Source organism: Thalassotalea sp. G20_0, from assembly GCF_017744175.1.
GTDB lineage: Bacteria > Pseudomonadota > Gammaproteobacteria > Pseudomonadales > Endozoicomonadaceae > Endozoicomonas.
On record NZ_JAGHQV010000027.1, the window covers coordinates 47772 to 72247 of the forward strand.

General features: G+C 48.7%; 15 protein-coding genes. 8 read left to right on the top strand and 7 right to left on the bottom strand.

The genetic code is table 11. The features are described from left to right. The first annotated feature begins 47 nt into the window (after window positions 1-47). Window positions 48-1559, top strand: coding sequence for a hypothetical protein (locus J7438_RS16120; RefSeq protein ID WP_209277356.1), 1512 nt, complete (start codon window positions 48-50; stop codon window positions 1557-1559). Here J7438_RS16120 and J7438_RS16125 read toward each other — a convergent pair. From J7438_RS16125 to J7438_RS16140, 4 genes are all read right to left on the bottom strand, one after another. Further along, window positions 1556-7153, bottom strand: a complete 5598-nt coding sequence (locus tag J7438_RS16125) for an autotransporter outer membrane beta-barrel domain-containing protein (RefSeq protein WP_209277357.1) — start codon at window positions 7151-7153, stop codon at window positions 1556-1558. The genes J7438_RS16120 and J7438_RS16125 overlap by 4 nt on opposite strands. A 303-nt stretch (window positions 7154-7456) precedes the next feature. Continuing rightward, entirely contained in the window at window positions 7457-8539 is a 1083-nt protein-coding gene (gene mutY / locus J7438_RS16130; protein WP_209277358.1) for an A/G-specific adenine glycosylase, read from the bottom strand. Between the two features lie 69 nt (window positions 8540-8608). After that, window positions 8609-10630 (bottom strand): AsmA family protein, encoded by a 2022-nt coding sequence (locus J7438_RS16135; RefSeq protein ID WP_209277359.1) that lies wholly within the window; start codon window positions 10628-10630, stop codon window positions 8609-8611. 113 nt (window positions 10631-10743) lie between these two features. Further along, the gene (locus J7438_RS16140) at window positions 10744-12735 is read right to left on the bottom strand and encodes an SPOR domain-containing protein (protein WP_209277360.1); all 1992 of its coding nucleotides are present in this window, start codon (window positions 12733-12735) and stop codon (window positions 10744-10746) included. Window positions 12736-13048: 313 nt separating this feature from the next. Here J7438_RS16140 and J7438_RS16145 point away from each other — a divergent pair, with 313 nt between their 5' ends. The 6 genes from J7438_RS16145 to hisF all read left to right on the top strand — a co-directional run bounded on the left by J7438_RS16145 (window position 13049) and on the right by hisF (window position 17220). Next, the gene (locus J7438_RS16145) at window positions 13049-13801 is read left to right on the top strand and encodes a hypothetical protein (protein WP_209277361.1); all 753 of its coding nucleotides are present in this window, start codon (window positions 13049-13051) and stop codon (window positions 13799-13801) included. A 246-nt stretch (window positions 13802-14047) separates the two neighbouring features. Beyond that, the gene (gene hisB, locus J7438_RS16150) at window positions 14048-14665 is read left to right on the top strand and encodes an imidazoleglycerol-phosphate dehydratase HisB (RefSeq protein ID WP_286196628.1); all 618 of its coding nucleotides are present in this window, start codon (window positions 14048-14050) and stop codon (window positions 14663-14665) included. A 2-nt stretch (window positions 14666-14667) separates the two neighbouring features. Further along, window positions 14668-15312: an imidazole glycerol phosphate synthase subunit HisH gene (gene hisH / locus J7438_RS16155; RefSeq protein ID WP_209277362.1), complete on the top strand. Its 645-nt coding sequence runs from the start codon at window positions 14668-14670 to the stop codon at window positions 15310-15312. Window positions 15313-15314: 2 nt separating this feature from the next. Then, window positions 15315-16043, top strand: coding sequence for a 1-(5-phosphoribosyl)-5-[(5-phosphoribosylamino)methylideneamino]imidazole-4-carboxamide isomerase (gene hisA / locus J7438_RS16160; RefSeq protein ID WP_209202080.1), 729 nt, complete (start codon window positions 15315-15317; stop codon window positions 16041-16043). Between the two features lie 16 nt (window positions 16044-16059). Next, entirely contained in the window at window positions 16060-16422 is a 363-nt protein-coding gene (locus tag J7438_RS16165) for a DUF4870 domain-containing protein (protein ID WP_209202079.1), read from the top strand. A gap of 24 nt (window positions 16423-16446) precedes the next feature. Next, window positions 16447-17220 (top strand): imidazole glycerol phosphate synthase subunit HisF, encoded by a 774-nt coding sequence (hisF, locus tag J7438_RS16170; RefSeq protein ID WP_209277363.1) that lies wholly within the window; start codon window positions 16447-16449, stop codon window positions 17218-17220. Window positions 17221-17705: 485 nt separating this feature from the next. Here hisF and J7438_RS16175 read toward each other — a convergent pair whose 3' ends face one another. The 3 genes from J7438_RS16175 to J7438_RS16185 form a co-directional block, all read right to left on the bottom strand. Further along, complete coding sequence (locus J7438_RS16175) at window positions 17706-18980, bottom strand: AhpA/YtjB family protein (RefSeq protein WP_209277364.1); 1275 nt, start codon at window positions 18978-18980, stop codon at window positions 17706-17708. 250 nt (window positions 18981-19230) lie between these two features. Beyond that, entirely contained in the window at window positions 19231-20961 is a 1731-nt protein-coding gene (locus J7438_RS16180; protein WP_209277365.1) for an ankyrin repeat domain-containing protein, read from the bottom strand. Between the two features lie 315 nt (window positions 20962-21276). Continuing rightward, window positions 21277-22827 (bottom strand): ankyrin repeat domain-containing protein, encoded by a 1551-nt coding sequence (locus J7438_RS16185; RefSeq protein ID WP_209277366.1) that lies wholly within the window; start codon window positions 22825-22827, stop codon window positions 21277-21279. Window positions 22828-23087: 260 nt separating this feature from the next. Between J7438_RS16185 and serB the strand changes: the two genes are divergently transcribed. After that, on the top strand, window positions 23088-24362 hold the full coding sequence (gene serB / locus J7438_RS16190) for a phosphoserine phosphatase SerB (protein WP_209277367.1): 1275 nt from the start codon (window positions 23088-23090) through the stop codon (window positions 24360-24362). Window positions 24363-24476 lie beyond the last annotated feature (114 nt).

The following is a 24476-nucleotide window of genomic DNA, read 5'->3' on the forward strand; positions in this document are numbered from 1 at the left end:
CTGTCTTGAAATATAAGTTATTCAGAATAATAAAGTGATAGAGCTATATGAATTCAGTTGAATTAGGCGCTTTGAACGCCATGTCATACTGTTGGAACAAGCATGATGACAGTTTCATCCTTGCACGTGCCGTGAAAGCTATCGCGGGGGTGGTGAAAGCAACATTTACCAAATATACCGTCTCATTAATTGAAGCAGAGGCGGTGATGACGCGTCATCCCAACGCCTGGTTTGCAAAGCCTGTCATACGGGCATTGACTGAGTACAGGGTATATCATGCAGAGGATACTTCACGACAATCAGCAACAGCAAGCAGTCCTCCTCCGTCATCAGCAACAGCAGGCAGTCCTCCCCCATCGCCCCAACCACCGGTGAATTCACCATTCTCATTTTCTTTAAAAGAAACGGATACAGCCCGGGTTCGATTTATAGACGGATTCCAGACAACAGCAGATGTCAAGGACGCTTATAAAGAGATGAGGGCGGCCGCTGGTGATTCGTGGGTTGCAAACGCCAGGTTAACCTGCAAACCGGTGACTAAAGATGCTGTAGATGACATCGCATTTAATACTAAAAATCATTACGCTATATCGAAATTCATGGTAACGATCACCCACCCAGACCATAGAGGGGAATCGATTGAAGAAGTGCTTCATGTGATGGATAAAAGGACTGGCCAGCATAAGCTGGTGCGTATTGGTTCGTTCTTTGATGTTGCAGACGGATCAACAGTCGGAGGGGGCGGTTTCCCCGGATATTCAAAGGCAAGCTCAACCAGGGCAGGCCTTTATTTAAAAAATCTCAAAGTTAAAGACCAAGATGGCAACGATTACTGTCCCTATGCGCAGACCAGGTTTGGTTTGGGCGAATATGACAGTAATAATGTAGGCAATATGTGGAGTTGCGGCTTTGACGTATTGAGATTGCAGCTTTACCAGGCAACAGGTTATAAATTTTCTTTTCAGGTCCTGGTTGCTTATTTAGAAGAAATAATCAGCGCCAGAGGTGATGCTCAAGAGTTGAGACGTAGTTTGTCTAATGGCCATTATCCTATGTCCATATATGTAATGCACCTGCTTTTAACCGGCATCTCCTCATCATCAGGCTACTCGAATTTACTGGTAGAAGAGAGGTCTACAGGTGAGAGTCGACTCTCGCCAGACGAAAGAGAAGGTCTTGGTATCAAAACATGCACGCGTCAGCATATATTGGACACCACAAACTGGGATTACTATTACTCATCAACAGCCATGATTTGCCAGCCTTTATACTCTTTTGGTATCTATCGAAGCAAAAAAAGTGACGGTACTTTCGAATATACGGTCTACGACCCTCACAATTTCGAAGGTAGTCCAGACTTTTACGCTTCACGCAAGGGGCAGGGGCGAAGGAGTTTTGCATCCGCCCAAGAAGCGATTGATCATGTAACAGGCAGTAAAGGAGGCTGCAATGGCAAGATTGATCTTTTCTTTAGAGGCCCTGATGCTGGACTATGCTTCATGCGGGACAGAATGATGAAAACGAAAGGTCGGCTGGAGTCTGAAGGAAAAGGTTTCTAGAAGCTATAGCGAACCCTGGCAATACACCCATCAACTTTGAAGTTTTCTGCCCAATGGTGGGAGTAACGGAAGCTAATGGTGGTGTTGCTCTGAATTTCCACACTCATGCTGGCATCAAATTGATAGCGGTTGTTATCTCTGTCAGCACCATTGATCCGGAAGTGTTCACCCCCTGCGGCAAAGTGCGCAGTGATAGCAATCGGATCTTTTTTGAAATCGTGATAGCCCATCAGCCCAAGCTCTGGTTTGATGACCATTGCCCGGGTATTAATTTCTCCAATCAACTTCAGGCCAGCACCCAGTTCCATGATGTCATATTTGCCATTTTTGACCTGATCGTATGATAAGTGTGTCTGGGCAGGGTCTCTGGCAGACTCGGTATAATCGTCAGTTTGGATGGTGAAATAATTAAAGGCTACCTGAGGCTGCCAGCTCCACTCATCTCCCATGGGGTAGGTGTGGCCCGCAATCATGCCGACCCCCCAGCTCCGGGTATCATATTTTGCATCGTGCAGGTGACCATCAACGTAGCGGCGTCCTTTATTCTTGCCAGAGGAATAACTCATCCGACCATCAAAGAAAAAGTCATCTTCCAGGTACGAGGAGTAAAGGCTGACGATATGAGTATCCGTGTCAATTTTGTTTCTTGAGCCATCTTTACCTGCTACGTTTCCTTTGGCATAGGTGTAAGCAATGCCTGCTTCTATATTCTGATCCTTTTCCAGAGGGCTATCTGCACCCATGGAGAAGCCATTGATTCTGGCATGATAACCCGGTACATGGTCCTTGATATCCTGTGTTGCCTTGCTGTAGTCGTATTGAATCCAGGCCGCGCCAGCAGAGAAGATATCTCCTGTGTTGATGCCGGTTCGTTTGCCGGACATTCTGTCGTTAAGGGTTTTGCCCGCCGTTTTCAGTGCAAGGTTGGCATTGTGCACCGCATGAGGCGACATGGCAGGGGCAAGCTCTGCGGCTTTTTTATTGTCTTTGCCGGGTTTTACATTTTTCACAACATGCCGGGTTAATTTGGCACTTTTACTGTCCTGTTCTTCTTCTTCGGAAGGTTTCGTAGCTGCCAGCATCATGGATCGAAACCGCCCCGGAACCTGAGATACCCGATGGCCAGCCTGATCCGTGCTGACCAGCAGCATTCTTTTTGCATTATCCGGATCAATGATCGCGTCATAGTGAATATAGAGCTCATTGTCAGCATCCACATTAACCGGCTGGTTAATGTTGGAATCCTCTGCTTCCATCAACAGATATTGTTTGCCAATGGCCGGATCTTGAATGATATCGCTGTCAAAAACAAAATCAGCAGCAGGACCCACTTGGATATTTTTGGCGGCCACCACCGGGGCTTGCGGTATCGTACCATCGGTTAACGGCTCAAACCTTGCCGCGTCAGGACTTTGTTCTGTCAGCACCAGGCGACCATCCTGTTGATAGTTACCGTCGATATTAAGTTCAGATGGGATGGTAACGACGGCTCCCTGACGAATATGCAATGCAGGTGATGATTCAGGCACCTCTGCACGACGACTGTCTGATGAGCGGGAAACGATAGCCATTCTGTCTGCCAAAAAATGGAGATGGCCATTCACATCAATGAACCCATTGGACTGAAGCAGATTGCCTTTATAGTGATTGATACCATTAAAGGTAATGGAATCAATATCGGATAACTGTTCTTCCACTGTTGTATTGTTGGCAATGAATCGATCATCTTTACCGTTGGCTCCTTTAAGTGAACCAATCTTGCCACCGGTTTGCTCTATGCTGAATGATGGGCGGCTCTGTAATGGTGACAGGTTGACCTCACCCAGCGTTCCTCTGGAGTTTACGTATACTCTGCCACAGTCTTCTGTAAAGTGGGTGGCCAGTATTCTTTTGCCCTCTGGCACCTGATCAGAGACAAGAATATTGGCAGCACTGGCTGCTTCGTGGATGTTGATATGTTCAGGGTTTGTTAACTGAATGCTTTGCCAGTCAGCGCCAAAGATATCGATATTGGCAAATCCTGAGGCTGTTTTCAGTGGGCCATTTACCAGGGCCAGGGTGTCCTGTTTATCCTGTCGGCCGATGATCCGATCGGTATTGCCACCATGTTGCATAAAGTACAGGGGAGGGCGCTGGGTATCCGCTGAGAAATCCAGTACTTTCAGCTCTCCCCGGTGATCAGGTAATTCATTGATGCCAGCCTCACCGAGATTGGTGACGACAAATGCCTTGTTCCAGTCATAGGGGGCATCATCGGAAAAAGAAAGATGCAGTGACTGTTTTTGAGCAGCATCCTGTTCACTGGGCTGCGTTCCATCAGCAACAATAAGATCTGCCGCTCCATCAGGGGCAATAGTGAGTGTTTCGGGATTATTCACCAGCCCCTGGCTGTTCCAGCCTGAACTATGAATCCAGATATTTTTCACAGAATCAACAGTACCAATATTGGCTCCGTCGTTGAGATTGAGCCGCTGTATCTGCGGAGTCGGCAGGTTGCTTTTAATCGTCAAAGGGCACTCTGGTGATGTTTGTATATTCAGCCTGGCAGGGGTATCCGGCACATCGGCTGTGAGTTTGGAGCTGTCAGCAACATTGACTTCAGCAACAGGCGCATCAGCGACCAGTTCAATAGCACTGATCCGGCCTTCAGAAACAAAATCCGGGGTTGTGATAAACAGTCGCTCTACCGCCGGTATCTCACCTTTCAGCTTTGCTCCTTCCGTTAGCTGCAGGCTATCAATTTTTTTGCTGAAGACACTGACGGGTCTTGGAGTACTGAGTACAAGGCTGCTCCCAAAGGGATTTTGTTGCGGGTTGCCACCAACCAGCACATTACCAAGCCCGGTTTCCGGAGAATAAACACCATCGGCATTAATAATTCTACCCACCTCCAGCGTCTTGTGGTCACCGGGCATGATGCTTACCACGCCACCCTGCAACGATAGATCACCAAGACTGGCCTGGTCATATATTTCCAACAGGCCAAGTGCTCCACCCTCTGTTACCGTAACAGGCAACCGCTGTCCGGCAGTTGTTTTTATCTGAAGGGTCAGATCATTCTCTGTACGGTGAGGGATCTCCTGTGGTCCATAAATCCGCAGTAATGTCAGAATGCCATGCTTATCAACCAACACTTCTCTGGTGTTATTGAGCGTTCCATGGGAACCCCAGTCATTACTGGCAACGGTAACGGACCGGAGGCTGTCAGTATCGCCCTGAATGTGGCCTCCGCGAATAACCAGCTGATCATCTTTTTCCGGGTTACCTGTCAGAGTACCTATTTCACCATTAAGAATCTCAAAACGCATGTTGGGGCGTTCTTTAATGTTGAAATTTATCCCCGGCGTCATGAGGTCAGTTTTTAATGTTGCGCTTTCAGGCTTCCCGACTGAATACGGCATAAACGTCGGATTAGGTATATCCTGGGCCTTGTCTGCTCTTTCTTTCTCCAGGTGATCAGCACTGACTGCATAAATATGCCCAATAGGCAGGGTGCTGGTGAGTGTCAACGACTCAAGATCAGCGGGAAGCTCCACCGGTGCTGCCACGCCATGAAGATTCAGGGTAGCAAAACCATGTTGCAGCGCTGAGCTTGAGACGGCTTGTACGGTTTCTGCAGAACCGCCCTTAACGGTGAGTTGGTCATTTCTGGTTTTGTTGCCCCGCAGGTTTACCAGCGTGTCACTGTCGTGGATATAGTGAAGGTCTGGGCGGTGATGGCCATTGGACGCATCAATCTCATTAACAGTGCCGTAATTGGTGATCCTGATGGCATCACCGGATGCGCTATCACTGAAAAGCAGCCCCAGGCTGCTATCGGTATGTCTCGGAGAGGCTCCCAGTGTAACCTCTTCTACCTGCGCAGAGGGTGAAACTTCAATATGTCTGGCATTATGAACAGGTCCGTAAGCGTGAAAAGGCTGGTCAGCGGAGGTCTTTACGATCAGTTTCTCCGGGGCAGTCAGTTGGCCAAAACGCGCCCCATTGGCGATGGTGACTTCTGCTTTACCCGCTGATCCATCGAACTCCGGGATCGGTTGTCCCGAGCTGATGCCAGACTCTGAAGGCGTTGCAACAACCAGTGTATTGGTTTTTTCTGTCAGTCGGTTGTCTTGTGCTGAGAATGCCGGATCCCCAAGGACAATTGACGTCTGTTCAAAAGTAGGTGTGTCTTTATCACCAGCGAACTCAGTGACCAGATGTTTTACGCCACGGACCGGCGTTTTTACCTGCCAGTCACCATCGGTTTGAGCTCTGATTCGATGCACATCTTCAATGATGTTGATGATTCCGCTTGCCAGAGATAGCTCATCACGGCCTTGCAGATGGCCTGTCATCTGGCTGATATTACCACCCTCCAGGGATATTCTGGCGGCAGGACGGTTATGGGTGTCCGATAAATTAATATGGGCTATTCCAGATTCGCTGACCTCGATATCAACACCATTTTCTGATGGCAACAGATCCGTAAAACTGAGCTGCAGGGTTTGCGCCTGATCCTCACTGACAGGACTCAAGGTGACATTCACAGTGCCGGCGGCAATCAGTGATTTTGGGTTGATAATCGGCCGGGATGCTGTCCACTGGTCACCGGTTATATAAATGAATTCAAAGTCCCTGACTTCACCATTGACTGAAATCTTCTGGTTAATGTCTTCAGTCATGTTGTCTGCCGGGTTGATACGCAGAATATCCATCGGGCTATTGCCTAACAGATTTCCCTGCAGTGTGCCGCCACGAAGTTCAATCAGGTTAAGGTCATTACCGGAGCCTTCAAGCAGCACGGCGGCACGCTGTCCCCTGATGTAGCTACCGGGCGTGAAGATGGCGATATTAAAGGGCCCTGTTCCCCGGATAGCGGCATCATCACTGATCACTGTTCCCGAATTCTTAAGCCCGCCTTTGTGCAGGTGAATGCCGCTGGCACCATCCGTAGCAGTTATGGTGCCGGTGTTGGCAATAAGTCCGAAACCGACATTTGGATTATCCGGGGCAATGGATTGTGCCCTGGCCCCGGTTGAGTGCGAACCCGATATCTGGATACTGCCATGATTTTTGATCAGGCCATTGTTATAAGACAGCAGTCCGGTTCCCTGACCCTTAATTGAGCCATGGGGATAATTTATGGCACCTGCTTTGTAGTCATTACTGTGTTCATCCCACACTTTGCCTATTCCGGACCAGACAATGTTCTGTCCATTGCTGACCATTCCTGTGCTTTCGGGGTGGTGTAGCAAAATGGTGCCGTGATTGGTGGCTGTTGTTTGATGGCTTGTATCTTCAGGGCTTGCTGTGGCCCTCATGCCTGTTCCTGGTACATTGATTTCAATATTGCCAGTGTTCAGGATTTTTTCACCCTCAGCCTCCATTCCTGTCATCCCCGTGGTGGCGATGTAGAGAGTACCGGAATTTATAGTGTGCGCATCGGAACCCAGCGGGGAGTTTTCCTGAGTTTCTTGCTGGTCATTGGATAAATTACCAGCATTTTCAGTGTCAACTCCAGCATGATCACTTTGGCTTGATGTTGAGACTAGTGCAGAAATGGCAATTACCAATATTTTTTTATGGAATGTCTCACATTTGAAACCAATCATTCTTCAGGTTCCTCAACCAATGGGTTATACCATAGAGCTGAAACTTCTATACATAATGTATAAAAATAACCTCAGGGTTATTTCCAACGCTGAGGTTATTTTTTGGGATAAAATGCTGGGGTGTGTACGGCTGTCAGGCCAACGATTACTTGAAATACAGATAGTATGGAAAAGGTTTTTTCTCACGAAATATTTTTTTAGTTTTAAAATAATTTTTTTACTTTGTTTTTTTATAATAAAGGTGTCATTTGGATTGATCTGAATCCGGAAGCCATATTGTGAATATAGCTTCAGGGTAATTTCTTACAATGCATTTTCTACTTTTTGTAAAAGTTTCTTTACCGGTGCAGCCAACCCCAATTCAGGCGATTGATCCAGTGCAAGCCAATAATAATTGTCATGGTCTTTTATTACCGTATTGGTTTGTCCCGGATATTCAACAAAACTCAGTGCCGGGGTAATGTCCAGGTGGTAGTGGCTGAAGGTGTGACGAAAAGACGGCCATGTGTCGAAGTCTGTCAGTAACAGGCCCGTCTTCTCAAGTGCCTGCTCGATAATCTGGTCAGGAGCTGAAATCTCGGGAAAGCTCCAGAGTCCTCCCCAAATGCCAGACGGTGGTCGTTTTTCAAGCAGAACTTCACCGTACTGATTCACTATCATCAGCATAATGACCGACTTTTCCGGTTTCTCCCGTTTTGGCTTTGATTCCGGAAACAGCCTCTGCTGGCCTGTTTTGTGTGCTATACAGTCGGCTTCCAGTGGACAAACCTGGCAGGCGGGTTTACTTCTTGTGCAAACCGTTGCCCCCAGATCCATCATCACCTGAGTGTAATCACCTGTGCGAGACTCAGGTGTCAGCTGTTCAGCAATCTCCCATAGCGCATTGGCGATACGTGTCTGCCCGGGCCAGCCGGAGATGGCAAAGTAGCGGGTAAGCACTCTTTTTACATTGCCATCCATAATGGGAGCCCGGATCCCCATGCTAATGGAGGCAATGGCACCAGCGGTGGATCGGCCAATGCCCGGAAGTTCCATAAGCTGTTCAACTGAGCGGGGAAATGCTCCTGAGAAGTCACTCACCACTTTTTTTGCGGCTTTATGCAGGTTTCTTGCGCGACTGTAATAACCGAGCCCACTCCAGAAATGGAGCACTTCATCTTCACTGGCTGCTGCAAGGTCAGTAACTTCCGGAAATCGCACCATAAACTTTTGGTAGTAGGGGATGACAGTGGTTACCTGCGTCTGCTGCAGCATGATCTCGCTGATCCAGACACGATAAGGCGTTTTATTTTGCTGCCACGGCAGGTGTTTACGGCCATGGGCATCAAACCAGTCCAGGAGTCTCTGGCTGAAAGCAGGGTCTGTGTAGAGGTCTTTTAGAGTCATTAAATTACAAAAACAGGTTTGCGATCAGCCTGCAGGCCGATCGCAGTATAGTAGTTGTGAGCAGAAATATTATTTGAAGAAACCCTTGAGCAGGTCTTTAACCGGTCCCTGCACTTTGTCTTCTATCTTCTGCTTAAGGCGGTTTTCTGCAATCTCCGCAATGGTTTCGGTCAGTCGTCTGACATCAACGCCACATTTCAGGTCACCAAGATCGCCATGGCAACGGACAGGCCAGGTGACATTGACGTACTCCTTGTTGATCTGACAGGCAGGATCACTGTCCGGCGCTTCTTCTCCACGGATGTTGAGGCCCATACGATAATCCAGTTGTCGATCAACAAGATTTACGTAGCCATCACCTTTCAGGTTCATATAAGCGAGCGCTGCAATCAGATTGTCGTTGTTAGCAACACCGTTTTTGATGACGAAACTGCCGCTCAGGTCGGTAAACTCGGTTGATGAGCCCCAATCCGTCGCACTCAGCTCTTTCTTACGCACTTTGGCAATGCCTTCACAGACCATTTTGTCAAAGTTGGCATCAGTGAATACGCCTTTATCAATCTTGAATTCAATGTTGCCATTCAGGTTTTTGGTGAGAACACTGGCGTATTGACCCTGTGTATGAACCTTCATACCCGCATTAACATCGCCTTTCAGTGAGGCAAGATCAGGAATGGCGGTTGATAATGCTTCAAGGCTGATATTTTTCAGCTCTGCCGATGCTGCCATTTTTGGCTTGCCTGACCGACGTACATCCAGGTTAGACGTCATATCAATAGTGCCCTGATAAAAGCGGGAACCAATGGTTACTTCCTGCTTACCCCGGGCTGCTTTTATGGAAACAGACGGCTGTTCAAAAATGAATTTGGCCACGGTGAGAGAGGCCAGCTTCATTGACCCGTCAAGGTTAAGGCCGCGCAGCATGGCTTCCGGAATCAGAGGATGTTCTTTACCTGATGGCTGCTCTGAGCCCGATTGGTTAGGTTGCTCTTCGTCAGGGGCTTCTGTGTTATCCGTGACGGGGGGGAGATAGTTATCCAGATTAAGGTCGTTGCCGGTAAAGCTGAATTGCATATCGCCCCGGTCAATGCTGTTCATCCTGAAATTGCCATCCAGGGTAAAACTATCCAGCTGGAGCTGCAGCTTATCTGCGCTCAGGCTTTCACCATTGGTACTGAAATGACTGTCAAAGGATAGCCGGTTCAAGGCTTTTGGGTCAGCCATGGGAGGGAGTTGCACCTTGATCTGGTTCAGCAGATTGGCAAGGTTAAATTCGGCAACGCCCAGGTTACCCTTAACCAGCATGGGTGTTTGCTGATATTGAACATTACCCACAATACTCAGGCTTTCACCTTTTTCTACATCCGGTGTGGCACTGACTTTCAGATCCTGAATGTCATAATGGCCCGCTTCCAGATTAAACGTCATCTTGCCACTGATCAGTGAATTTACCACCATGTCAGGAATGGTGATGTGGGCTGTTAATTGAAAATCAAAAGGCTGCTGATTACGGATGGCACCGGTGGTTAAACTGGCCTGGTCAATAATGTATTTCTGCCCGGAAACGTGGTCTTCGTAGCTGATCAGCAGTCCACTGACGTTGACACTGGCAATATCCAGTCTGACAGGCGAGGCTGGTTCTGACTCAGGCGTCGGGGATGGCTCCTGTCCCCCGGGCGTCGGTTGTTCAGTGGGCTTTGGCGCACTGACCTGCCAGTTTCCCTTGCCTTTGGTATTTTTGACCAGCGTTAATTCCAGCCCTGTCAGCTCAAGGGTCTGCATTTCAATGCGTTTACTGATTAAGGGTATCAACTTCACACTGACTCCGGCGGAACCCAGTTGCGCCAAGTGTGAATTATTGGCCCCTGCGACGGATACATCCTTAAGAGAAAGGCCAACCCAGGGGAATATTGACCAGTCAATGGGCCCGTTAATGCTGACTTTCAGTCCCGACTGTTCATAGACAAGCCGGGTGATTTCATCGCGATACTGGTTGGGGTCGATAACGCGTGGCAGCAGTGCCGCACCGATAACACCCAGCAAAATCACCGCCGCCAGCAGCACGGCAATGAACTTGAGAATGCGGTTCATGGGAAGCCTCAGGGTCTGAAGTGTGGAAGAGTGATAATAAAAGACACCTATCTTACCCTGATACTTAACGTCATCAAGGGTAAAACAGGCTTATTGCGGAAATGGGAACAGCGTCAGAGGCTGGCGATTTGCAGCTTTTTCAGTGATTCCACCGGACGGGTCCATGGATGAAGTATCAGGGCAATGTTTTTCATTGCCGGGGACTTCAGCGCCCTGATGGCTTCCTGACTGTTTCTGTATTGTCCCTGAACCAGAACATACCAGTCCTTCTGGTTGCGCTGAACATGAACAGTGACTGCTGAAGCCAGCTCCGGGAAACGCTGTTTCAACTTGTCAATTGTCTGCCGGTTACTGGCTGCGAACCACTGAATGGTATAACTGTCATCAGGGCTGTTCAGCAGTTCATTCACAGGGTTGCGATGGTCCGGCTGTTCATAGCGGTTGTAGTTGTTGTCCGGCTGATAACCCGGGTGGAGCGGTTGATCTCTGTCGGGTATCGCATGAACAACCGTTGGCCTGTGCATTGCCGGTGCACCAACGTCGTTTGAGTTCATTAACCTTGCCTTTACTGGCTGTCGGTTAAGATCTTCACGATGGACAATATAGGTCTTGTCACCAGGGTCATCCTGACTAATCCATTGACGTCTATCAATAGACGGCTCTGTCACGGGGCTGGCCCACGCATGGGTAGCCTGCGGGGTTGAACCGACCAGGGACTGCAAATAGGCAACCTGTCTGACTTTTGGCGAGAAACGTGCCGACACTCTTGACAGTGAAGGCGTGAGCAGAGCATCCAGAGCCTCGGAACGATTCACAAAGAGCATACTGACCAGGGCATAGCGATTCCTGCTGTGTCTCTGGTAGTGGATGATCTGAGTATTTTTCAATTCGCTGTAACGAAGCCTTGCCCGTTCAAGTGATGCTTTTCTGCTGGCATTCATCCATTCAATCGTATAGCTCTTTGGATTGGCTGTCAGAACATTCATTGCAGGACGGGATGGTTCCGACTCTTCATAGCTCTGGGGTTGCCTGTATTCAGGGGCCGGTGCAACAGGCGTGTTTGGCGTGTTGTAGTCGACACTGCTCCCCTGAGTATGTTGCTGAGGAATTCTACTGCGATAGGCCGGTGAGATACTGACATACATTTCCTGCGGGTTAGCCTGCTCTGGCAGAATCCGGTAGTTTTGATCACTGGATAAGCCAGAGTAGGATTGGCCCTCGAATTCACGGCCATAAGACACAGTATTTATTTCAGGTGGTTGGCCTGTATCATAACCTGTCTCAGCCGATGGGTAGCCATTATCACGACGGATGACCGGTGTTTCCGGTTGCTGAGTATAATAGGGCTGCCGTTGATACTGTGAACGTTGACGGCTTTGCTCCGTACTCTCCGTACTATAGGAAATATCGTAGTTAATAGGCGCATTGTTGCTGTCGCGCATGGACAGCTCTGGAGGATATTCTGGCTGATAGCGATCCGCCAGCTGTTCCACCGGGTTATTCGGCCTGATAATATCCAGTTTATGAATACTGGCCAGCGATCGTGTCCAGGGGTAAAGTTCTCTGGCCATATGGGATCTGGGCGGTGAGTCCAGTTCCGCCATGGCGGCAATATGGCTTGGATATGGGCCATCCAGAAGCACATACCAGACGGTGCCTGATCGTTTGTATTCAGCAATGGTCGCGTCTTTTAATACCGGGTAGCGCTGCTTCAGCGCCTCCAGCTGTTCACGCTCTTTTGCTGCCATCCATTGAAGCACGTAATGGTCTCTCGGAGCATCCAGAATACTGACTAGTGATTCTGAGTTTCGAGCTTCAATAGATAATGAATTATGGGATTCAGCATAAAGCTGTTGTTCATCAGACTGTTTTTGCCTGGAGTATCCGGCATACTGTGGAGCAGATTCGGTTTTATAAACCTGTCTGCTTATGCCGTTGCATAGCCAATCATTATTAATGCCTGACTGGCAGTTCCAGGAAATATTCGAAGCCAGAGGTTTTGGCGGCAATACAAGACTCTCTGCAACAGGTGCAGCAATTGACGTCAGAGCGGCCACGACACAAAGCCTGAGTTGTTTTTCCTTAAACAACAATCGACCGGACATGGTATCAGATCCTTCTTGATTCAATTCAACAATACCTGACCAGTAAACAAAATCAACCCTTATAAAAATTAATTTTTTATTAAATATTTTTTTGTGAATATTTCGATTCTTATAAAGAGAGCTATTATGTTAACGGCGGCGTTGTTTTTTTCGGGAAAACAAAGGGTATTATCTTTTTGGTTTTTTTTGAGTCTGAAAAAAGCGAGCTTATCCCTTTATTGATTATTAGATTATCTAAAAAACCAGCCTTTAATAGTGTAAACAAAGGTTGGTAGTCTCCTCAGATTGAGTGAAAGGTTGTTGAGGAAAAAAAATGTCAAAAGTGAATTACCCTGCTCTCAAATTACCAGGTAATGTAATTTGGCTGATGGGGTTACTTAATATTTTATGCATAGCACCTGTCATCAGCATGGCCAATGAATGCTTCCCTGAGTTTGATAAGGCAAAATCTCAGTACATCGTCGGTTATGGTAGCCTGCTTTATGAACAGGCCAGGAAATCAACCAATATCGGGTTTAAGCCTGAGATTCCTGTCTGGGTTGATGGGTTCAGAAGAGGGTGGCAGACCAGAACCCGTCAGGATAACACCATAAAGGTGACCGAGCTGGGGGTTATACCGCTGGTTGGTGGACGATTTAATGGTGTGTTGATTTCCATGCCAACCAATAAGATCAAGTCCATAGATCGTCAGCAGCAACTGACCTGCCGTGTGCTGGTCAAGCCCGGGCGGTTAACGTCCATTAATAATGTGAAAATCCCGGAGAATAGCCAGTTCTGGCTCTATCAGACGCAGAATAAATACAGCAGCAAACCCGCAGGCAGCTATCCGATCCTGATGTCCGATGTGGATGAGTTTCTCACGGGGTGTCTTGAGCAGGCGGACCGGTTTGGTCTTGAATCCTTCGCCCGTGAGTGTGTGACTACGACCTGGAACTGGTCATCACACTGGGTGAATGACCGGCTTCATCCATTGAAAGCAAAACCGGCTCAAATCCAGAGGCTGCAGGTGGATAGGCTTCTGGAAAACCTGGAAGGTAATCTTTATGAACAGGTCCGGTCCCAATAAAGAATATCCTCGGTCAGGCTCCCAGGAGGCTGACCGAGAATAGACTACCCTACTGCGGTGGCAGCAAATTGGTCTAAAAAGTCAGAAATTTTTAGCAAATAGAACCACTATTCACTAAAAATTTCCGACTTTTTATCCTCAATTTTCTGCCATCCTCGCTACGGGTGCTATTCTCGGTCAGCCTCCTAGCGAGCAGTTAGCAGTCTCTATATAATGCTCACCATAATATCCCGGCAAACAGAATAGATGACAATCCAACCGGAGAAGTTCATGGCTGAGCGCAAAGCGAGTGTTGAAAGAAACACCCTGGAAACCCAGATTCGTGTGGCCATCAATCTGGATGGTACTGGCAAGGCATCGTTTGATACAGGGGTGCCTTTTCTTGACCATATGATGGATCAGATTGCCCGCCATGGCCTTATTGATCTTGATATCAAGGCTGTTGGTGATAATGACATCGACGATCACCATACCGTTGAGGATATTGGCATTACCCTGGGGCAGGCCTTTGCCAGGGCTATTGGTGACAAAAAAGGGCTGTATCGTTACGGGCATGCTTATGTACCACTGGATGAGGCGCTTTCCAGAGTCGTTATCGATTTCTCCGGGCGACCCGGTCTGGAGTTTAATGTTGAATTTACCCGCGCCATGATCGGTCGCTTTGACGTTGACCTGTTCTATGAATTTTTCCAGGGCTTCGTGAATCACGCCGGTGTCACCCTGCATATTGATAACCTGCGGGGACGCAACGCCCATCATCAGATAGAAACCGTCTTTAAAGCCTTTGGCCGTGCCTTACGGATGGCTGTTGCCCTGGATCCGCGCATGGCGGGCAAGATGCCTTCTACAAAAGGGTCGTTGTAACCATGAAGACGGTCGCTGTCATTGATTATGGAATGGGCAACCTTCACTCCGTCAGTAAAGCACTGGAACATGTTGCAGAGGCGAATACCCGAATCATTGTTACCTCCGATCCCGGCCAGATACTGGCTGCCGATAAAGCAGTACTTCCCGGCGTAGGGGCAATCCGTGACTGTATGGCGGAGATACGGCGTCATGGTGTTGATGAAGTGGTTCGGGAGGTAGCAGCGAACCGCCCCTTGCTGGGTATTTGTGTGGGTATGCAGGTTCTGCTCGATCATAGCGAAGAGAATGGCGGGGTTGAATGCCTTGGCCTGTTATCAGGTGAGGTAAAGTTCTTTGGGAAAGACCTTCGGGATAGCGAAGGCGCTCGATTGAAAGTTCCTCATATGGGTTGGAGCCCGGTCCGTCAGGCTGAACCACCCCATCCTCTCTGGCAGGGAATCGACGACAATGCCCGGTTCTATTTCGTGCACAGCTACTATGCCCATGTTTCCAATGCAGCGATGGTGGTGGGTAGAAGTGACTATGGTCTTGGTTTCGATGTCGCCCTGGGTCATGACAATATTGTTGCTGTGCAGTTCCACCCTGAAAAAAGTGCCGCCAATGGACTGCAGCTGCTCGAAAACTTTTTAACATGGAAGCCATAACGATGTTAATCATTCCTGCAATCGATTTGAAAGATGGTGCCTGTGTCCGGCTGCGTCAGGGGGAAATGGCGGATGCCACGGTCTTTGGTGATGACCCGGTTGCCATGGCCAGCCGGTGGGTGGATGCCGGTTGCCGAAGGCTTCATCTGGTTGACCTGAATGGGGCGTTTGCCGGCAAGCCCCTGAACGCGGATGCAGTTCGTGGTATCACCGCAAAGTACCCTGATTTGCCCGTGCAGATTGGTGGGGGCATTCGTGATCTGACGACAATAGAAGCCTATCTGGACTCTGGTGTTTCCTGGGTGATTATCGGTACTAAAGCAGTAACCGACCCTGACTTTGTCAGGCAAGCCTGCCAGCAGTTTCCCGGCCATGTGATCGTGGGTATTGATGCCCGTGATGGCTGGGTAGCAACGGATGGCTGGGCAAAAGTCACCGACACCCAGGCTGTTGACCTTGCACGCCAGTTTGAGCAGGACGGTGTCTCTGCCATCGTCTATACCGATATTGCCCGGGATGGCATGATGCAGGGGGTCAATGTTGCCGCAACCCGGCAATTGGCCAACAGCGTGGCGATACCTGTGATTGCTTCCGGTGGTATCACTGATATGGACGATATACGTGCCCTGAAAGCGGTTGCCGGGGAAGGGATTGCCGGTGCGATCACTGGTCGTGCCATTTACGAAGGGACACTCAGTCTGAACGAAGCGCAACGTTACTGCGATGAATGATTATGGTATCCCTCCAATGAACAGGCCCGATATTAACCGGGACGATAAAAATATGGCCGTACTGGCGCATCTTCTGCCCCTGTTCGGCTTTATGGTTCCGGGGTTGAATATTGCCATACCGCTGGTGATCTGGCTGATGAAGCGGGACAAGTCGCTCTATATTGAGCACCATGCCAGAGAGTCCCTGAACTTTCAGATCACCATCACACTGCTGGCTACTCTCTGGGTTATCCTCAAGTTCATGCTGGTTGGGTTTCTATTATTACCACTGGTGCCAGTGATCATTGTAGTGGTTCTGGTGTTTATGGTCAGGGCAGCCATGAAGGCGGGCAGTGGAGAGTTTTACCGCTACCCGGTGTCGCTGCGTCTGGTCAATTAACAAGCGTTTGGAAAGGTTGCAGTCATGGGACTGGCTAAAAGAATAATTCCCTGTCTCGATGTCGAAAATGGGCGGGTGGTTAAAGGCGTTCAGTTTGTCGATATTCGGGATGCTGGTGACCCGGTGGAAGTTGCCCGTCGTTATAACGAAGCGGGCGCTGATGAGATAACCTTTCTTGATATTACCGCCAGCCACGAGGGGCGGGAGACAACGGTGCATACCGTTGAACGTATGGCCAGTGAAGTATTTATCCCGCTGACCGTTGGCGGTGGTATTCGCAAAGTGGAAGATATCCGCACCATGCTTAATGCGGGTGCGGATAAAGTCAGCATCAACACCGCAGCGGTTTTCAATCCTGAATTCGTTCAGGAAGCTGCTGACCGGTTTGGCTCGCAATGTATTGTTGTGGCTATTGATGCCAAGAAAGTGAGCCAGCCCGATGAGCCAGATCGCTGGGAGATTTTCACCCATGGTGGGCGCAAGCCTACCGGCCTTGATGCTGTGCAGTGGGCACTGAAAATGGAGCGCCTCGGAGCCGGTGAAATACTGCTGACCAGTATGGATCAGGACGGTGTCAAAAATGGCTACGACCTGGGCGTCACCAGGGCTATCTCGGAGTCAGTGGGTATTCCGGTCATTGCCTCCGGCGGTGCGGGAAATCTGGATCACCTGGTGGCAGGAATCAAAGAGGGTAAAGCGGATGCGGTACTGGCCGCCAGTATTTTCCATTTCGGGCAATACTCTATTCCTGAAGCCAAAGAGTATATGGCTGCCCGGGGGATTGAGATGAGAATTTGATCCGGATTGCTTAATGAGGGAGCCATGCGGGGAATTTGGATTTACTTTCAGCTGTTGCCTTTAGAACGTTGAGGTTGGGAGGTGACTATTTCGATGGTTGTTGGCTTGTATACAGGGCTTTCAACATAAGTAGAGGGAGGAGGCTCTCTTTTACAACAAAAAGTGCTAACTGACGGCAAGATGGACGTTTGCCTGCCATAACAGCTGACTATTCCAGTTCTGGGTTCAGAACCCAGTATATTTTCTGAACTGGAAACTGATTGAACAGACTCTAAACCAATAACAGAACTCATAATTCATTCTTCAGGCAGTTACATTCCAATGCCTGAAAACCTAGCAGGTGAGAATCGATCTTGCCTGAAATATTGGCAATCCCGGTTTGACCAATAGCATTTGCTCAATCCTTATGGCACTGACTGTCTGGTTTGATCGTGTGTTGCAGCTCCAGACAGCCATGCACATAAAGGATTTAGACAATCGGTTGGTTATTGCTTATCCAGGATGGATACCATCTCAAAAATCTGGCCTCTCAATTCATTGGCCTGCTCGTTTTTGATGCCTTTGATATTAATGACTTCACTGTCCAGGGCGGCAAAATCCGGAAGGTCTGAGGGAAGCCAGCTGGCTTCTGACCGGCGCATATAAATACCATCCATCTCTGGCAGGTTAGCCAGAGTCAGTGCCTGGCTGGCGGCACTGTCACCCAGGGCCGGGTGCTGCTCTTCCGGGAACTCTGCCTGTTGATCACTGACGCTCAGGCCAATACCAATATGTGTTTTGGCAATATTGATTGCTCCGGCTTTTTCAGCCAGCGCTTCGATCATCAGACAGCAGAATAAAGCATCTGAGGTAAATGCCGGGCTCTCTTTGCTGGAAAACCGCAGATAGGCATTCCCTTCTGGCGTATAGGTTACCTCGCCACCATAATAATCCGCAGCTTCACGGATGATCTGGCTGTGAGTGCGGAGAATATCCTGCAAGTCTCTGGGGGCCAGCAATTGCTGAAGCCTGCCCAGGTTTTTGACTTTGATTGCGGCAATCATTGACGTTTCCTGCTGCTCTTCAACGCTCTCTTCCGGCTCCGCCATTTTCTTTTCAAGCAGCTGCTGCTCGGCAAAGGCAGAAAGCCGGGTGATTTCGCCAGTGATCGGCGGGATTGGGTTCCCTGTGGGTAGAATGGAACGTAACTGTCGTTCAATAAGGCGCAGCTGAGTCGCCAGGCCGGAGGCATAGAGGTGCAGAAAAATCAGCCCGGCCAGCAGCAGTATCAAGCTGATAGCAATAATCACGAACAGGGCTTCTTTGGGTTTCTGGCTGAGCAGGCCTTCGTTGAGTGATAAGCGGGCGTAACCGGCAATCACATCCTGGTAATGAATGGGCGATGAATAAACCGGATGCCTGATGCCTTCATCCGCCGTTTTGGCAATGGCTTTGGCGATTCTCTGGTTATCGATGCTGTAGATGCTGGCTTCAGCAACATAAGGGTTCTGCACCAGCTGACTGAGCAGAACATTGAGGCTGAGCCTGTCTCCGGTGACCAGCATATCGGTCGCGGCGCTGGCAGTCTGTTCACTCAATAATTGACCGATACTGTCCGCCTGGTGCTGGCTTGATGAGTCAATCTCATTGCTGATGACCAGCGACAGCCCAATCGTCAGCGTGGCCATCAATAGACCAAAGATGACCATTAACTGCGTTCGGATGGAAAAGCGGGATGTGAACCGCGTAAAAATATCTGGCGTGAAAATACGCTTCTTCAAAAGTTAAGCTCCTGAGAGGAAAGCCGATACTGCGATGAATAATCAATAGCGTAAATTCTGACAGCCTCCCCGGGGAAGAGCCAGACTAAAAGAAGTGGAGACAAGGTGCTTCTCGCAACGGCAGGATGATACCAGACAAAACCTGTTTCCATGGAAATAGGTTTTGACCGGGACAAATCAGATTGCCAATTCTCATGGCCGACTATGACGGTCATGAGAATTGGGTTCCAGATAATAATGTAGACGACATTTAACCTTTATTATTGTGTTTGTGGTTATTTGCTTTTTGAAAGGCTTTTAAGACTCTCTTGCACTCACTGTTTCTAGCAAGGTCGATAGGCTTTTCGCCTTGATTGGTTTTCGCATTGATGTCGATGTTTTTAGCGGTCAGTAACACCTCCATGGCGTCTTTGCGACCTGTGTAGGCAGCCATGTGGAGAGCCGTGTAGCCAGCGTTATTCTTTTCATTGACATCGATGTGCTTCAGTAACAACTTGATGACATTTACATCAGCGTATTGGGCAGCCATGTGGAGAGCCGTCCTGTTATATCCACTCGTTGCATCGACCTGGATGCCGGCTTTTATTAACAACTCGACGATTTTTATATCAGCGTGCATGGCTGCTAAGTGGAGAGCCGTACAGTAATCTATGTGTTGATGCGTAAAGTAATGGAGACACCCCTTATTGACCTTGATGCCGGCATCCAGTAACAATTGGACGGCCTTTGCATGATTGTTTATGACAGCTAAGTGGAGAGCCGACTGGCTCATTTTATCAGTGATATCGAGATTCACCCCTTCGGTATGAATCAGCTTTTCCAGGCTTTCGATATGGCCCATGGCAGCGGCGATGTGCAGTGGTGTTTTGCCGTTCTTATCGGTAGCATTGATGTCTAACAAGGTCCGGAAGGTCGGGTCATTCACCCCATCGGTATGAATCAGCTTTTCCAGGCTTTCGATATGGCCCATGGCAGCGGCGATGTGCAGTGGTGTTTTGCCGTTCTTATCGGTAGCATTGATGTCTAACAAGGTCCGGAAGGTCGGGTCATCCAGAAATTCCGTAGAATTTTTACGGGCAGCAGTGAGCAGTAAGGAAGTCATATCTGCTCCCTTCGTCAGCAGAATTTCCTTTAACTCTTCGTTTTTCGCCAGAACGGCGTAATACAAGGCACTGTTAAAGTCTTTCGCCCCCTCATTGATCAAGCATAAAAGGGAGTTCGTATGCCCCTGTTGGGCGGCAGCGCACAGGGCATCATCATAATTTCTTGCTCCCAACTTGATCAGGGGTTTAAGGCACTGCAATTTTCCCTGCGCGGCAGCTTCGCGCAGGGCTCCATCAAGATCTTCAGCTCCCAATTTTTCCAGGGGTTTAAGGCACATCATTTGTCCCTGCGCGGCGGCTTCGCGCAGGGCACCGTCAAGATCTTTAGCCCCCAATTTTTTCAGGGGGGTGAGGCACTGCACTTGCCCTTGCCCGGCAGCAGCACGCAGGGCATCATCAAGGTTGTTTGCCCCCGCTTTGACCAGGATGTCAAGGTGCTGCGTTTGCCCCCGTTTGGCAGCATTGAGCAGGGAGTCATTAAAGACAGGTTGGCCAGCGGGTATAGCACTGAAAAGGTGTCTAAGGAGTTCAGTATTGTCCTCCAGGGCAGCAATGTGCAGGGGTGTCTCCCCATGTTGATTGGCAGTATTAAGTAGCGTGGTTACATAATCAGGTGGTTCGTCATCAGCGACGTTGCTCCTGTCCGGACCAATCAATGGCAGTGCCGATTGCCCGCTTGCACATTCCCGTTGGTTAAGACTTGTTGACACCTGCTGTGCATCGTAAGGCTGCTCGGTGATGCGGGTGCAAGAGGTTTCGACCAGTAAACGCCCAGCAAGCTGCCCTATGTCATCATTTTTATCATTTTCAAAGAAACCAAAATTTTCGGAGGCATTGGCTACGTTGCCCTTGGCACTACCTATCGTCTCGTTATTCATCGCTTTGCCCTACTTCAGGATTAAAAACCGTATTTAGGATTAAATACTGTAGTTATGACAATTAGCAGAATATAAGGTTCCATAAAGCAGGATTTTTCACGGTTTTTTTTGAATGCGTAATTTGCAACAGAGGATTTTTTGTTGAAAAAACCGAGTTCACTCAGGTAGTCCAAGTCTTGCAGAGTGACTCTTCACGTGGTAACGGTGACCGGAAAAAATCAGATTAAAAATACTCATGACCGGCTATGACGATCATGAGTATTTGGTTCCAGAAATAGTAATAATCCTGGACGAGATTTAACCTTTCATATTGCGTTAGTGTTTATTTGCTTTTAAAAAGTCTTTAAGTAGTTTCCTGCAATTATTGTCAGCAAGATCCAGAGCCGTTTGGCCTCTGTCATTTTTCTGTTTGACCTCAATGCCAACAGCAGTGTCCAGCAACATCTCGACGATCTTTGTATTACCTTCTTGAGCAGCTATGTGGAGAGCTGTATCGCCATTGTTATCTTTTTGATAGGCCTTGATGTCTTTAATGGCCAGTAATTGCCTGACGGCGTCTGGAATATTCGTGTAGGCAGCAACATGGAGAGGTGTCCAGCCCTCTTTACCCCCCTCATTTACCGCGATGTCGCTAGTTTTCAGTAACTCCTCCACGATCGTACTGTCGGCTGCATTGTATTTGTAGAGAGCATAGTGGAGAGCGGTAAAGTGATTTACATCCTTCACATTGACATCGATGCCGTCAGCTTTCAGTAACATCATGGCGGTGTCTGTACGATTATTAAAGACAGCGAATTGGAGAGCCGTATCGCCGGATTTATCAGTGATATTGATATTCACTCCATCGGTTTTAAGCAGCTTTTCCAGGCTTTCGGTAAAGCCCATGGCAGCGGCGATATGCAGTGGTGTTTTGCCGTCCTTATCGGGAGTATTGATGAAAGCCGAGATGATCTGGTCATTCAGCTGCTCCACAGAATTTTGCGTGGCAGCAGTGTGCACTAAGGTAGTAATATCCGCTCCGTTATCAATCAGATGGTCCCGGATCTCATTGTTTTTATTCAGGACAGCGAAATACAAAGCATTGTTAAGGTTTTCCGCTCCCTCTTTGATCAAGAGTGGCAGGGACTTGCTTTGCCCCTGTTCGGCGGCAGCGCACAGGGCTCCATTGAGATTATTTGCTCCCTGATTGATCAGGGGTTTGAGGCACTGGGTTTGTCCATGCCTTGCGGCTTCGCACAGGGCCATGTTAAGGACTTTTACGTTATCATCCGTTCTGATCAGTGGGTGGAGGCAATGTGCTTGCCCCTGTGCGGCGGCAGCACACAGGGCATCGTCAAAGTTGTTTGCTCCCGCTGTGATCAGGATTTCAAGGCAATGCCTTTGCCCCGATTTGGCGGCTTCTTTAAGGGCGTTATTAAGGGTAGATTCGTCGGGTTGTTTGCTGATCAGGAATTGAAGATGTTCAGCATTGCCCTCCCGGGCAGTGTTGACCATGTCTTCACTGAATTCGTCGTTCTTTTTCAGTATTTGCCATATATCGGTGCGGCGTTGCTGTTCAGCAGTGTGCAGGGGTGTTTCACTATGGTGGTTGGGTTTAATTGATTTGCCGTCAATGACGCTGCTACGGCCCGGATCAATCGGCAGTGATGGTTGCTTGTCTGCACATCCGCGTTGGTCAAGACTGATTGACTTCTGCTGTCCATCGTCAGGCTTTTTGATAATGCTTTTCGGGGTGTCAGAGGTTTTGACCAGTGAGTGCCCATTAAGTTGTCCTCCGTTATACTCGTCGTCACTCTTATAGTTAACATCGACATTTTCCAGGTTGAACCTGACTCTGCGCACATTGCTAATATCACTATTATTCATCACTTTGCCCTACTGTAGGATTTAAGACTGTGGTTTTGACAACGAACAGAAGGGGAAATTCCACAAAACAGAAATTTTTCACGCTTTTTTTTTGAAAACGCAATTATCAGCAGAGGATTATTCTTATCCTCAATTTTGTCCCGGCCCTGTATAAATACCAGTGATAATATGTACAATCGTACACACTTTGATGGCTGTAAAATGGCTTATTTATCAACGTTTGAGTGGTTATAAAAACGAGTACAAACGTGCAGAAAAAAGTGAGCAATATAATACTGATTAATGTGACTGGCCGAGACCAGCCGGGACTCACCTCATCCATAACCTCTATTATGGCCAACTACGGTCTGGAAATTCTGGATATTGGTCAATCGGTCATCCACGATACCCTGACCTGGGGCATTCTTGTCCGTCTGCCAGACCTGGCTTCAGGTCATGGTGATTCCGCTGCTGTTGCCAGCAGAATGCTTAAAGATCTTCTGTTTCATTTCCATGAAAGTGATTTGCAGTTTAGTTATCAACCAGTATCCGAAGATGATTACGAGCACTGGGTCTCTGAGCAAGGCAGGAATCGTTATATATTGACCCTGTTATCCCGTCATGTCACCGCGGAGCAAATCGCCAGAGTCTCTGGTATTACCGCCGCGCATGGACTGAACATTGACCATATTTCCCGCCTTTCCGGTCGACGATCGCTGCGCAATGATAACCAGACGGATGAAAAAAACGGCCATCGTTCATCATGCCTGGAGTTTTCGGTCCGGGGTACAGCCCCTGATCAGGAAAAGCTAAGGGCTGACTTTCTCAATCTTACCGCTGACCTGGATGCTGATGTGGCATTTCAGGAAGACAGTATTTACCGGCGTAACCGTCGGCTGGTTGTTTTTGATATGGACTCCACCCTGATCGAAGCGGAGGTTATCGACCTTCTGGCGGAGGCCGCAGGTGTGGGTGACCAGGTGGCAATGATCACTGAGAGAGCCATGCAGGGTGAGCTGGATTTTAATGACAGCTTTCGTGAACGTCTGGCGATGCTAAGAGGGCTGGATGAGTCTGTGCTGGGCGATATTGCCAGACAGCTGCCGTTAACCGAAGGTGCAGAAACGTTGATTCGCACCCTGCGTTCACTGGGCTATCGTACGGCTATTCTATCCGGTGGGTTTACCTATTTTGCCCGCTATCTTCAGGAAAAACTGGGCATAGACTATATCCATGCCAATGAACTGGACATGGTGGATGGCAAGGTTACCGGCCTGGTGAAAGGCGACATTGTTAATGGTGAGCGAAAAGCCACACTACTGAAGCAGATTGCCGCTGAAGAGGGTATTTCCCTGAATCAGGTTATTGCGGTGGGTGATGGTGCCAATGATCTGCCAATGCTCAGTGTGGCCGGGCTGGGAATTGCCTTTCGGGCCAAGCCGATGGTGAAACAAAGTGCCCGGCAGTCAATTTCCACCCTGGGGCTGGATAGTATTCTGTATCTGTTGGGCTTTAGTGAGAAAGATCTGGAGTCTCTTAACCCGGATATTTCATAAACTGCCTCGAATCTCGCACAGGACTTTGTCGCTCTGAGGGATTTTGTGAGGGAGCGCCGTACCGGGGAGTACGGTCGACTGAGCAAAATCCCTTAGAGCGGCAAAGGACAAGCG